This window comes from Stenotrophomonas maltophilia group sp. msm4 (assembly GCF_032025605.1).
Classification (GTDB): Bacteria; Pseudomonadota; Gammaproteobacteria; order Xanthomonadales; family Xanthomonadaceae; genus Stenotrophomonas; species Stenotrophomonas sepilia.
On the sequence record NZ_JAVSKK010000001.1, the window covers coordinates 1,010,285 to 1,022,690 of the forward strand.

Annotated in this window: 13 protein-coding genes; 4 read left to right on the forward strand and 9 right to left on the reverse strand. The window is 66.6% G+C overall.

The features are described 5' to 3' along the window. Positions 1–11: 11 nt before the first annotated feature. The 7 genes from flgG to ROV93_RS04755 form a co-directional block, all read right to left on the reverse strand. Entirely contained in the window at positions 12–797 is a 786-nt protein-coding gene (flgG, locus tag ROV93_RS04725; RefSeq protein WP_005416457.1) for a flagellar basal-body rod protein FlgG, read from the reverse strand. Positions 798–900: 103 nt separating this feature from the next. Then, positions 901–1,650, reverse strand: coding sequence for a flagellar basal body rod protein FlgF (locus tag ROV93_RS04730; protein WP_072166971.1), 750 nt, complete (start codon positions 1,648–1,650; stop codon positions 901–903). Between the two features lie 32 nt (positions 1,651–1,682). Continuing rightward, entirely contained in the window at positions 1,683–2,906 is a 1,224-nt protein-coding gene (flgE, locus tag ROV93_RS04735) for a flagellar hook protein FlgE (protein WP_005416459.1), read from the reverse strand. A 32-nt stretch (positions 2,907–2,938) separates the two neighbouring features. Continuing rightward, positions 2,939–3,622 (reverse strand): flagellar hook capping FlgD N-terminal domain-containing protein, encoded by a 684-nt coding sequence (locus ROV93_RS04740; RefSeq protein ID WP_005416460.1) that lies wholly within the window; start codon positions 3,620–3,622, stop codon positions 2,939–2,941. A 23-nt stretch (positions 3,623–3,645) separates the two neighbouring features. Then, complete coding sequence (gene flgC, locus ROV93_RS04745) at positions 3,646–4,053, reverse strand: flagellar basal body rod protein FlgC (RefSeq protein WP_072166972.1); 408 nt, start codon at positions 4,051–4,053, stop codon at positions 3,646–3,648. Between the two features lie 3 nt (positions 4,054–4,056). Next, positions 4,057–4,452 (reverse strand): flagellar basal body rod protein FlgB, encoded by a 396-nt coding sequence (gene flgB / locus ROV93_RS04750; protein WP_005409576.1) that lies wholly within the window; start codon positions 4,450–4,452, stop codon positions 4,057–4,059. Positions 4,453–4,599: 147 nt separating this feature from the next. Further along, positions 4,600–5,544 (reverse strand): chemotaxis protein, encoded by a 945-nt coding sequence (locus ROV93_RS04755; protein ID WP_019659622.1) that lies wholly within the window; start codon positions 5,542–5,544, stop codon positions 4,600–4,602. Positions 5,545–5,710: 166 nt separating this feature from the next. Between ROV93_RS04755 and flgA the strand changes: the two genes are divergently transcribed. The 4 genes from flgA to ROV93_RS04775 all read left to right on the forward strand — a co-directional run bounded on the left by flgA (position 5,711) and on the right by ROV93_RS04775 (position 8,395). Next, positions 5,711–6,367, forward strand: coding sequence for a flagellar basal body P-ring formation chaperone FlgA (flgA, locus tag ROV93_RS04760; protein WP_072166973.1), 657 nt, complete (start codon positions 5,711–5,713; stop codon positions 6,365–6,367). A 75-nt stretch (positions 6,368–6,442) separates the two neighbouring features. Further along, positions 6,443–6,748: a flagellar biosynthesis anti-sigma factor FlgM gene (flgM, locus tag ROV93_RS04765; RefSeq protein WP_005409579.1), complete on the forward strand. Its 306-nt coding sequence runs from the start codon at positions 6,443–6,445 to the stop codon at positions 6,746–6,748. Then, positions 6,745–7,083, forward strand: coding sequence for a FlgN family protein (locus ROV93_RS04770; RefSeq protein ID WP_014037132.1), 339 nt, complete (start codon positions 6,745–6,747; stop codon positions 7,081–7,083). Before flgM ends, ROV93_RS04770 begins: the two co-directional genes overlap by 4 nt. 91 nt (positions 7,084–7,174) lie before the next feature. Further along, entirely contained in the window at positions 7,175–8,395 is a 1,221-nt protein-coding gene (locus ROV93_RS04775; RefSeq protein WP_053496680.1) for an ATP-binding protein, read from the forward strand. A gap of 93 nt (positions 8,396–8,488) precedes the next feature. On the opposite strand, the gene ROV93_RS04780 is transcribed toward ROV93_RS04775, so the two are convergent. Further along, on the reverse strand, positions 8,489–10,261 hold the full coding sequence (locus ROV93_RS04780; RefSeq protein WP_005416466.1) for an EAL domain-containing protein: 1,773 nt from the start codon (positions 10,259–10,261) through the stop codon (positions 8,489–8,491). Positions 10,262–10,265: 4 nt separating this feature from the next. After that, positions 10,266–12,368, reverse strand: coding sequence for a PAS domain S-box protein (locus ROV93_RS04785; RefSeq protein ID WP_072166974.1), 2,103 nt, complete (start codon positions 12,366–12,368; stop codon positions 10,266–10,268). Between the last annotated feature and the right edge of the window lie 38 nt (positions 12,369–12,406).

A 12,406-nucleotide genomic window follows, 5' to 3' on the forward strand; every position in this document is an offset into this window, starting at 1 on the left:
GGTTGGGCCGGTCAGATCTTGTTGTTGAGATAGCCGAGCATCGAGTCGGTGGTGGAGATCGCCTTGGCATTCATTTCGTAGGCGCGCTGGGTTTCGATCATCGACACCAGCTCTTCCACCACATTGACGTTGCTGCCTTCCAGCGCACCCTGCACCACGGTGCCGAGACCGTTCAGGCCGGGATTGCCGTTCTGGGCAGGGCCCGAGGCCGTGGTTTCCAGGAACAGGTTCTCGCCGCGCGCCTGCAGGCCGGCCGGATTGACGAAGTCGGTCAGGGTCAGCGCACCGACTTCCACCGAGGCGGCGTTGTCGGCCATCTTCACGCTGATGGTGCCGTCGCTGCCGATGGTGACCGACTGCGCGCCCTCGGGAATCTGGATGCCCGGCTGCACCGGGTAGCCGCTGTTGGTAACCAGCTCGCTGTCCTGGTTGATCTTGAACGAGCCATCACGGGTGTAGGCCGAGCTGCCGTCGGGCATCTGCACTTCGAAGAAGCCGCGTCCGTTGACCATCACGTCCAGTGCGCGGCCGGTCTGCTGCTGTCCACCCTGCTCGAAGTTCTTGGCGGTGGCGACCACGCGCACGCCGGTACCCAGCTGCAGGCCGGTCGGCAGCTGCGTCTGCGCCGACGAAGAGCCGCCGGGCTGGCGCACCTGCTGGTACAGCAGGTCCTCGAAGCTGGCGCGGTCCTGCTTGAAGCCGGTGGTGTTGGTGTTGGCGAGGTTGTTGGAAACCACCGACATGCGCATCTGCTGCGCATCCAGTCCGGTTTTCGCGATCCACAATGCCTGGTTCATCTTCGGAGTCCTGTCTGGGTGAAGCCGGCCGCGCAATGCGGCCCTTGGTAGCGGGTGTGCAAGCGGTGTGCCAGCGCCGTGCCCGGGCGGCGCCGGAAATCCGTCAGCTGCCCAGGCGGAGCAGGCTGTTGGCGCTGCGCGCGTTGTCGTCGCCGTGCTTGATCACCTGCACCTGCATTTCGTACTGGCGCTGCAGCTGGATCATCTGCACCAGCGCACCGGCAGCATCGACGTTGCTGCCTTCCAGTTGCCCGCTGTGCACGGCGGTGCCCTGTGCCGGTGCGAACGGCTGGCGCGGGTCGGTGTTGCGGAACAGGCCATCCAGGCCACGTTCGAGGCGCTCGTCCGGCGCCTGCACCACCTTGATCCGGCCGATCTGCGCCATCGTCTGCGGGCCTTCGCCCTGCGGGATGATCGAGATCGTGCCGTCGGCACCGATCTCCATCGCCTGGTAGGGCGGAATGGCGATCGGGTTGTTGTTGTCATCCAGCACAGTGCGGCCGCCAGAGGTCACCAGCTGGCCGTTCGGCGTCACCGACAGGGCTGCGCCGCGTGTATACGCTTCGCTGCCATCGCTCGCCTGCACCGCCAGCCAGGTGCCGCTCTGCAGTGCAAGGTCCAGTGGTTTGCCGGTGATGTGCTGCGCGCCGGGCCGGCGGTTGAAGCCGGCGTCGACGTGCAGCGCATCCACCCGCGAGGCAAAGCCCTGACCCTTGATCGGGAAGGCTTCGGTGTTGGCCAGCGCTTCCTTGAAGCCAGGAGTGTCCGAGTTGGCGAGGTTGTGGCTGAGCGTTCCCTGCGCCTGCAGGGAGGCGCGGGCACCGGTCATCGCCACGTAAAGGGCTTTATCCATGCGGGGAGTTCCGTGACAGGGTCAGCAGCTCATCAACGGATGTTGATGACGGTCTGGGTGATCTGGTCCTGCGTGGTGATCATCTGCGCGTTGGCCTGGAAGTTGCGCTGCGCGGTGATCATGTTGACCAGCTGCTCGGTGAGATCGACGGTGGACGCTTCCAGCGAGCCGGCCTGGATCTTGCCGAGATTGGAGGTGTCCGGCATGCCGGTGCGCGGCGTGCCCGACTCGAAGGTCTCCACCCACAGGTTGTTGCCCTTCGATTCCAGTCCCTGGGTGTTGTTGAAGGTGGTCAGTGCGACCTGGCCCAGCGGCTTGTCGTCGCCGTTGGAGTAGCGCGCATAGACCACGCCCGACTCGGACACAGTGATCTCGTTGAGCTTGCCGGCGGCATAGCCGTCCTGCTGGGTGTTGCGCAGGGCGAACTTCTCGCCGTACTGGGTCGAACCGCTGATGTCCAGCGTCATGTTCAGCTGGCCAGCGCCCGTGGTCGGGGTGAAGGTGCCGAGGCCAACCTTGCCGTTGGCCGGGGCGGTCAGCTTGCCGCTGTTGTCGAAGGTGACCGCGGTCGGGGTGCCGGCGGGCTGGCCATCGACATAGTTGTGCACGGTCCATTCGTTGGGGTTGGCGCCCTTCACGAAGTACGAGACCTGGATATGGCTCACGCCCAGCGAGTCGTATACGGTGATGCCGCCGCTGGAGTGGTTGTAGCTGTTGGAGTCGGTCGGGTCGAACGTGGCCACGGTCGGCTGCTTGGCGTTGGCCGGCAGGGTGAAGCCCACCTTCACTTCGCTGGTCTGCTTCGGCGGGCTGTCGGTGGTCAACAGCTGCAGGTCGACCAGGCGGCCTGCGTCGAAGTTGGTGCCATCGGCATTCGGCGCGAACACCTGCAGGCGCGCGCCCTGCGGATTGACCACGTAGCCGGCCGAATCGGTCTGGAAGTTGCCGGCACGCGAGTACACACGCGAACCGTTCATGTTCATGGTGAAGAAGCCCTCACCGGAAATGGCCATGTCCAGGCTGCGCCCGGTCTGCTCGTTGTGGCCCTGGATGAACTGCTGGGCGACGTTGGAGACGCGCACGCCCGAGCCGGTCTGGTTCTTCGACAGGCCATAGCTGGTGGAGGCGAACAGATCGGCGAACTCGGCGCGCGACTGCTTGAAGCCGGTGGTGTTGACGTTGGCGACGTTGTTGGCGGTGACGCTCAGGTCGGTGTTGGCGGCATTGATGCCGGACAGCGAGACATTGAAGCCCATGGGATGCTCCTGGTTGATGCGGGATGTGCGGCTCAGCTGACGCGGAGCACGTAGTCGATCGGGGCCGTGCCCAGGCCCTTGAGGTTCAGGTACAGGCCGTCGGACCCGACGGTCACGCTTTCCACCGGCGCCTGCACATAGGTGGACAGCTTGGTGCTCTTGCCGGCGGTATCGACATGGTTGGCAACGATGGAGTACTTGCCCGGTTCCATGCGCTTGCCGTTGGCGTCCTTGCCGTCCCACTGGAAGGCGGTTTCGCCTGCCGCCTTGGCTTCCACGCTCAGCGAGGTGACCTTGGCGCCGGTGGCATCGGTGATATCCACGGTGATGATGCCGGCCGACGGCGCGGCCACCGTGCCCTCGACGCTGCCTTCCTTCTCCAGCACCAGCTTTTCCGATGGCACCAGCACCTGGTGGCCGACCAGCGCCGCGCCACGCAGCACCTGGTCGCTGGCCATCGATTCCTGGAAGCCCTTCACCGTCTTGTTCAGATCGGTGATGCCCTGCACGGTGGACATCTGCGCCATCTGCGCGACCATCTGCGTGTTGTCCATCGGCTTCAGCGGATCCTGGTGCTGCAGCTGCTCGGTCATCAGGCGCAGGAAGTCGGCCTGGTCGAGCGTGTTCTTCTTTTTCGTGGCGTTGCTGTTGGGGGCGTTCAGGCCCAGCGCGGAATAGACGTCCTGGCTGGTCTGGTTGTTGACGGCGGTGGTCATGGCGGTATCCGGTGCTGCGGGCCTCAGCGGCCCATGGTCAAGGTGGCCAGGGCCAGTTCCTTGGCGGTGGTCAACATCTCCACGCCGGCCTGGTAATTGCGCGAGGTCGAGATCAGGTTGACCATCTGCGCCACCGGATCGACATCGGGCTGGTAGATGTAGCCATCGGCGTCTGCCAGCGGGTGGCCCGGCTCGTAGCGCTTGATCGGCGCCGCTTCGCTCTGGGTGATCTCCTTCACCTTCACCGAGGTGATGTTGGGATCGTTCTTGCTGGTGACGGCCTGGAAGACCGGCTCCAGCGGCTTGTACACGGCGTCGGCAGACCCGGCCACGGTGTCGGCGTTGGAGAGATTGGAGGCGATGGTGCTCATGCGCACCGACTGCGCCTGCAGCGCGGAGCCGGCGATATCGAAGATCGGCAGGTTGCTCATGGCTTATTGCCCCGTGATCGCGGTCAGCATGGAACGCACCTTGCTCTCGACAAAGCTGAGCGAGGCGCGGTACTCGAGCGCGGCTCGGCCATAGGCGGCACGCTCGGCATCGGGATCGACGGTGTTGCCGTCCAGGCTGGGCTGCACGCCCTCGCGCGCGATCTGGAACGGGTTCAGGCCACTACTGATTTCGTAGTGTTGCTCATGGGTGGTGGCCATCAGGCCGTTGGCATCCTGCCCCTGGGCATGGCGCAGGGCGGCATCGAAGTCCAGGTCCTGGGCCTTGTAGCCGGGGGTGTCGGCATTGCCGAGGTTGCTGGCGATCAGCTTCATCCGCTGTTCGCGCAACGGCATGGCCTGGGCGTGGACGCCCAGGTAGTCGGTAATCAGGTTGCGCACGGTGCACTCCCACGGGAACGTTGCCCGGGAAGCTGCAAGGGGTGTGCCAAAGCACGGTGCGTCTTGGTAGAGCCGAGCCATGCTCGGCTGCCTTTCGTTCAGGCGCCGCACAAGCCGAGCATGGGCTCGGCTCCACAGGATAGGGCCCTACGCCGCCATCGCCACCTTGCGCAGGCGGTCCAGCACGAAGTCAGCCAGCTCGTGCGGCGAGTACTTGGCGACGAACGCGTTGGCGCCGACACGCTCGACCATGGCGTTGTTGAAGACGCCCGACAGCGAGGTGTGCAGCAGCACGTAGAGGCCGGCCAGGCCGGGGTGGCGCCGGATTTCCGTCGTCAACGTGTACCCATCCATGGCCGGCATCTCGATGTCGGAGATGACCATGGCATAGCGTTCGGCCGGGTTTTCGCCCGAGGCGTGGATCTGCAACAGATGGTCGAGAGCCTGCTTGCCATCGGAAAGCAGGGTGGCACCCACGCCCAGCTGATCCAGCACGCTGCGGATCTGCTGGCGGGCCACGCGCGAGTCGTCCACCACCAGCACCTGCAGCTGGGGGCCATCGGCGGGCATCGCCATCGCCGGATCGAGTACGGCGTCACCGCGCACCTGGGCGATATCGGCCAGCACGCTTTCAACGTCGATCACCTGGATCAGCTCACCCTGGAAGCGGGTTACCGCGGTCAGGTAGCTCGACTCGGCGCCAAGCTCCGGCGGCGGGTGGATGTCTTCCACCGCGATGTTGACGATGCGTTCGACGCCGCTGACCAGGAACCCCTGGATCGAGCGGTTGAATTCGGTGACGACCAGGTAACCCGGCGAGGTATCGGCATCGGGCTCACGTTCGGGGTGGCCGATCGCCAGGCCCAGGTCCAGCACCGGCACCGAGCGGCCGCGCACGTCGGCCACACCGGCGAACTGGCTGGGCAGGCCGGGTACCTGGAACAGCTCCGGGCGCCGCAGGACTTCCTGCACCTTGAAGACATTGACGCCAAAAAGCTGACGTCCGCCGAGACGGAACAGCAGCAGCGCCAGGCGGTTGTGGCCGGCCAGTCGGGTCCGCTGGTCGATCCGGTTGAGCAGGTCATGGGACATGGCTGCTGTATCGGCGCGTTGGGCGCCAAACTTGAGGGTGCTCTGCCACCTGCGCGCTGCACACCGCAATTGTGGTGGCGCGCCATGTTCGACCGAGACAGCTCTGCCCCTCTGGCACACGCCTTGCACGCACCTGGGCCAGCTCTTGCCGATTGAAGGAGGCGCCATGCGCCGGGTCACATCTCTATTCACCATCGCGCTGGCACTGGCCTCGCCGTGGGCGGCTGCCGCCGACTGGCAGCCGGTGGCGAGCATCCGCGCGGCGGCCTTGTCGACGCTGCCGGCGGGCAGCGAGGGCGAGGCCCAGGTGGCCGATGCGCTGCGCCTGCCGAAATGTGGCAGCGCGTTGCAGGTGCAACCCACCGCCAACACCACGGTGGAGGTCAGCTGTCCGGATGCGGGCGGCTGGCGCCTGTTCGTGCCGGTAAAGGTGCGGCGCAACCAGACCGTACTGGTGCTCAACCGCGGAATCGGCACTGGAGAAACCCTCACTGCCGCCGATATCACCACTGCCCAGCGTGACGCTGCCCGGATTGCCGGCGCGGTGCTGTCCGATCCCAATGCAGCGATCGGCCGCGTCGCCCGCCGTCCGCTGCAGGCCGGGGCCCTGCTGTCGAACAACGATCTGGTGGTGCAGCGTCTCATCAAGCGAGGAGACAATGTTTCCCTGGTGTCGCGTCGCGGTTCGGTCGAGGTCCGCATTGCCGGCCGTGCGATGGGTGATGCCGGTGAGAACGAACGGGTCTCGGTCGAGAACCTGTCCTCGCGGCGGATCGTGCAAGGCACGGTCGATGCCGCAGGTGACGTAATCGTGGCGCGTTGAATTACCGCAAAATATCCCTAAAGATCACGGCCCTGCGGCCGTTATCCCTTGTGAACGGCAACTCCAGGACACCCCATGAGCCAGAAAATCGACGGCAACCTGCAGGTCCCCCAGGCACTGCGCAGCGTGACGACCCCGGCCAACAAGCCCGGTGTCAGCACCGATGCGGCGGCGCGCCCGGTCGAGGCGGCCGACAGCCTGCGCCTGACCGGCGAGGCCACCAATCTGCAGGCCATCGAGCGCGAGCTGACCACCGCCCCGGCGATCGATGCCCAGCGCGTGGCCGCCGTGCGCGAGTCGCTGCAGAACGGCACCTACAAGATCAATCCGGACGCGATCGCATCGCGCATGCTCGATCTGGACCAGCAGCTGCACGGATGACTGCGGCGATGAGCGAGCCGCTGCAGCGTCTCGCCCAGGCCCTGGACGTTGAACGCCAGGCCCTGGTCGAGCACGACGTGCACGCCCTGATCCGGGCTACCGGCGCCAAGCTGGAAGCGTTGCGTGCGCTGGAAGGCGCGCCGCCGGTGGGCGAGGGCGAACAGCTGCAGGAACTGGCCGAGCGCAACCGGGCCAACGGCGTACTGCTGTCGCGCCGCCGCCGCGAGGTGAACTGGGCGCTGCGCCAGCTCGGCCGCACCGAAGACGCCTCGGCCTACGATGCCAAGGGCCAGTCGCACACGGTCAGCATCGGCCGGCCCCTCGCCGTCGCCTGAGGCGACGGCGGTCGCATATCCCCTCCCGGCGGGCTGAAGCCCGCTGCATGACCGCGTATATTGGGCGCCTGTTCGAACGTCCCGAGTCGCCGTGTCCGCTGCCAACGCCCTGGTTACCGCCCCCCTTCCGCCGCAGCCGGTGCTGCAGGCCCTGCTTGAGCGCCTGCGCGAAGGCCTGCTGCTGTTCACCGATGACGGGCGGGTGGCCCTGGCCAATCCGGCCGCACAGAACCTGCTGGCCAGTGGCGAGGACGGCGGGTTGCCGCCGCCGCAGCGCCTGCGCGAACTGCTGCCGCCCGATGCGCTGGAACAGGCTCGCCAGCATGGTCACTGGAATGGCAGCCTGCCGCTGGGCGAGGGCGTGGTCATCGCCCATCTGTACCACCATGGTCCGGTCGGCCAGGGGCATTTCCTCGCCCTGTTCCGCCACATCGAAGGGCAGGAAGACTACGAACGCGAGCTGCAGCAGCGTCATGCCGAACTGCGCCAGGCCTACCTGCGCCTCAATGGCACCCAGGAAAAGCTGCTGCAGTCGGAGAAGATGGCGTCGATCGGCCAGCTGGCCGCCGGCGTCGCGCACGAGATCAACAACCCGATCGGTTACGTGCACTCCAACCTGGGCAGCCTGCAGGAGTACCTGCGCAGCCTGTTCACCGTGATCGAAGCCTACGAGCGTGCCCTGCGCGCGCCGGACCCGAAAGCGCTGATCCCGGAAATCGATGATATCCGTGACCGCCTGGATATCGATTTCATCAGCCGCGACCTGCCGCAGCTGATGGCGGAATCGCGCGAAGGCATCGAGCGGGTCACCCGCATCGTGCGCGACCTGAAGGATTTCTCGTATTCCGGCCGCGACGAGTCGTGGAAGCTGGTCGACCTGCACGCGGGCCTGGAATCGACCATCAACATCATCTGGAACGAACTCAAGTACAAGGTCACCCTGGTGCGCGAGTTCGGCCAGTTGCCCCTGGTGGAGTGCCTGCCATCGGAGTTGAACCAGGTCTACATGAACCTGCTGCTCAACGCCGGCCATGCCATCGCCGAGCGCGGCACGATCACGGTGCGTACCGGCGTTGATGGCGATCACGTTTGGGTTGAGTTCGAAGATACCGGCGGTGGCATCTCGCCGGAACTGCGCCAGCGCATCTTCGATCCTTTCTTCACCACCAAGCCGGTGGGCAGTGGCACCGGCCTGGGCCTGTCGATCTCCTACAGCATCATCAACAAGCACCACGGCCGCATCGACCTGGACAGCACGCCCGGCGTGGGCTCGCGCTTCCGCGTGGTGCTGCCGGTCAAGCAGCCGCGCTGACCGCTTCTGGTAGTGCCGGTCGCTGGCCGGCAATCTCATTGAACCCGATATCCAGAGCAGCCGGCCAGCGGCCGGCTCTACCAGAGGGGATGGCTACCGCAATGGGCGATCCTCGCCGCCATCTCCGCTCTCCACCGGCGCCGGGCCGGCATTGCTGCGGCGCTGCTCCTCGTACGTGCGGAACGCCTGGTGGATGTGCTTGCGCAGTTCGTCGTCGTTCCACGGCTTGGTCAGGAAGCGATAGATCGCGCCGCGGTTGATTGCATCCGTCACCGTGTTCAGATCGGTATAGCCCGACAGCACCAGGCGGATCGTATCCGGGTACAGCATCTTCACCCGGCCCAGGAACTCGGTGCCGCTCATGTCGCTCATGCGCTGGTCGGACAGGATCACCTGCACGTCGTTGATCGCCAGCAGGTCGAACGCATCGCGCACGTTGCCGGCGGCCAGGATGCGGTAGCCGTCGCGGCGGAACAGGCGCACCAGCGAGCGCAGCACGTTCTCCTCGTCATCCAGCAGCAGCAGCGTCCGGTCCGGGCGCGTCTCGGCGAAGGCTTCCGGACGCAGGTAGCGGCGGCGCAGGGTCATGCCGGCGGCATCGGCCGACATCGGTTCGCCGAACAGGTAGCCCTGGAACACGTCGCAGTCGTTGCGGCGCAGGAAGCCCAGCTGGGCCTGTGATTCCACGCCGTTGGCAATCACGGTCATGCCCAGCTGGTGGCCCATGGCGATGATCGCGCGGGCGATGGCCGCTTCACGATTGCCAGCCGGTGCGCTCTTGATGAAGCTGCGGTCGATCTTCAGCTTGTCCACCGGGTAGCGCACCAGCGCGCTGAGGCTGGAGTCGCCGGTACCGAAGTTGTCCAGGCTCAGGCTGATGCCTTCGTTGCGCAGGTTGGCCAGCGTTTCGTGGACGAAATTGACGTTGTTGGTCAACGCACTCTCGTTGATCTCCAGCGTCAGCATGTGCGCCGGTACGCCCGCCGCCTGCAGCAGTGACATCACTTCGGCGAAGAAGTTCGGCCGCAGCAGCTGCAGGGTGGACACGTTTACTGCGATGGTGAAGTCATCAAAGCCCTGGTCGCGCCACAGCCGCGCCTGCTTCAAGGCGCCTTCCAGCACCCAGGTGCCGATCTGCACGATGATGCCCAGGCGTTCGGCGGTGCGCATGAAGCGCTCCGGCACCAGCATGCCCAGGGTCGGCGACTGCCAACGCAGCAGCGCTTCCATGCCCACCACGTGGCCGTCGCGCGCGCTTACCAGCGGCTGGTAGCGCAGCTTCAGCTCGCCATTGGGAATGGCATCGACGATCTGGCGCGCGATGATGCTCTCGCTGTGCGCACTCGGCGGGGTGTCCACCGCATGGATGCGCACGGCATTGCCGCCTTCGCGGGCGGCCTGGTACAGCGCATCCTCGGCATGGTCGAGCAGGCGCGAGGTGCTGCTGGCATGTTCCGGGCACAGGCTCACGCCCAGCTTGCCGGTCATGAACAACGTGTACGGCAGCACCGACAGTGGCAGCTCCATCTGCTGGCGGATCTCCTCGGCGAAATCCTCCGGCAACGGCAGATCGGCGGTGCGCGGCACCGCGATCAGGAACTCGTCGCTGCCATGCCGCCACAGCTTGCCGCGCCCGCGCAGGTAAGACTGCAGGCGCTGTGCCACCAGCACCAGCGCCTGATCGCCCACTTCGGCACTCATGTTCTCGTTGACCGATGCGAAGTGGTCGATGTCCACGTGCATCAGCATCAGCGCGATACCGCCGGAGGCCGCCTCGGCAACCATCGCCTGCAGCTCGGGGTTGCCGGCGCCAAGGCGGTCGGGGGCATCATCGATGCTGACCGGGGGCAGGTTGGGATTCCACATAGGCTCAGTATTCCGGTGAATCGACGGCAGCCCTGCTGGCCGCCTGGTAGGGGAGGTGGACATCGACCAAGGTGCCTTCGCCATGCGCGGATTCAATCCGCACGTGGCCACCGACGCTCTGTGCGCGCTCGCGCATCACGATCAGGCCCAGGCCGCGCGGGCCGTCCGGATCGAAGCCTTCGCCGTCATCGCGGATCTGCAGATGCAGGCCGCGCTGGCCGACATCGCGCAGCTGCAGCAGGACCTGGCTGGCGCGCGCATGGCGCAGCGCATTGGTCAGGCTTTCCTGTGCGATGCGGAAGCAGGCCTGTTCGATGCTGTTGTCGGGGCGATGCGGCAACGGCTCGATCTCGGCCCGCAGCTCCACCGGCGAGGAGCGGAACAGAACCCGCGCCTGCCAGCTGAGCGCTGCCTCCAGGCCCAGTGCATCCAGCTGCGGGGGGCGCAGCAGGGTGGAGATGTCGCGCAGTTTGGCCACGGTGGTGTCGGCCAGGCTGACGATCTGCGCCAGATCCTGCCCACGCCGCTGCGGATCGTCCTCTTCCAGCGCCGCGTGCGCCGACAGCTTGATCGCGGTGATGGCCTGGCCGATGTCATCGTGCAGGTCGCGCGAAATCGCACGACGCTCGTCTTCCTGCAGCGAGAACAGCCGCCCGGCCATCGCCTGCAGTTCGCGGTTGCTGGTTTCCAGCGCGCTGCGGATGCGTTCGGAATCACTGAGATCGCGCACGATCAGCAGCTTGCAGTCGCGGCCACCGTAGCGCACGTCGCCCACCGCCAGGCCGGCATGGAAGCTGCGGCCGTCGCCGCGCTGCATGGCCACCACGCTACTGTGGCCCGGTCCCAGATGTGGCTGGCCGGCACGCAGCTGGCTGCGCACCCGCGGCAGGTCTGCGGCAGCGACCAGTGCCGACAAGGGCTCGCCCAGCAGGGTATGGCTGCCGTAGCCGAACAGGCCGGCGGCCCAGGCGTTGGCGTACAGCACATGCTCGTCGGAGAGGATCACCACGCCGTCGGGCAGTACCCGCACCAGCTCGCGGAACTGCTCCTCGCGCTCGCGCAGCAGGCGCCGCGACTGCTCGCGTTCGGTCACGTCCTGCAGCGTGCCCAGCACGCGGTTGCGGCCAGCTTCATCAAGACCACTGGCGGCGCGCAGGTGCACCATCAGCGCGCGCCCGTCCATCGACAGCAGCGGTAGCAGCACGTCCACCTGTACCGGCTCGCCGGAGCACAGCTCGGCCAGCAGCTGCTCGGTCTGGGTGGCGGTGGCCGGGTCGGCCGGCACCAGCAGTTCGTCGAAGCGGTGCCAGCGGCGGGCTTCGGGCGGGCGGCGGCCGAGCAGGCGATAGACCTGGTTGGAATAGCGGCCCAGCCCGGTGGACGGGTCCAGCTCCCAGGCGCCGATGCGGGCCAGTTCGTGGGCTTCTTCCACCCGTGCCAGCGCCTGGTCGCGACGCAGCTGGGCCAGGTCCTCGGCAGTGCGATCGATGGCGATCAGCAGGCGCGCATTGTGACCGTCGTAACTGATCGCGTTGGAGCGCAGTTCCATCTGCCGCAGCGCGCCATCGCGCAGCTGCAGCTGCGCGCGCAGGATGCACAGCTCGTCGGGCGCCTCGCGGATCGCCTCCAGCTTGGCCTGCAGCGCCTGGCCCTGGCCGGGTGGCCACAAGGCGTCGATGGTCTGTTCCAGCAGCTCATCGCGCTCCCAGCCGAAAGCGGTGCAGGCGGCTGGGTTGGCGTCGAGGATCGCCAATGTGTCCAGGTCATAGACGAGGATCGGGCCGGGGTTGCCCTCGAACATCTGCCGCAGGCGCAGCTCCGAGGCCTGCTGGCGGGCGTGGGTATGCAGCACGTGCTCGGCCAGCGGGCGCAGCAGCAGGTACAGCAGGCCCGCGCTGGCCAGGGCGAAGAACGAGCCCTTCAGGCCCTGCCACAGGGCCGCCTGCTGCGGATCGGGCACCAGCGCCTGCACCACGCTGTCGGTGGAGATCATCCAGGCCAGCGCCATCACCAGGTAGCTCAACACCACCCGCCGCCGGTCACGGCTCAGTGCCTGCGCCATCCGCGGGTCGGGAACTGGGGCGTTGCCGGTCGGTTCTGCGGGCATGGATGGGGCGGGTGAAAGGGGCGCCGGTCATCTTACCC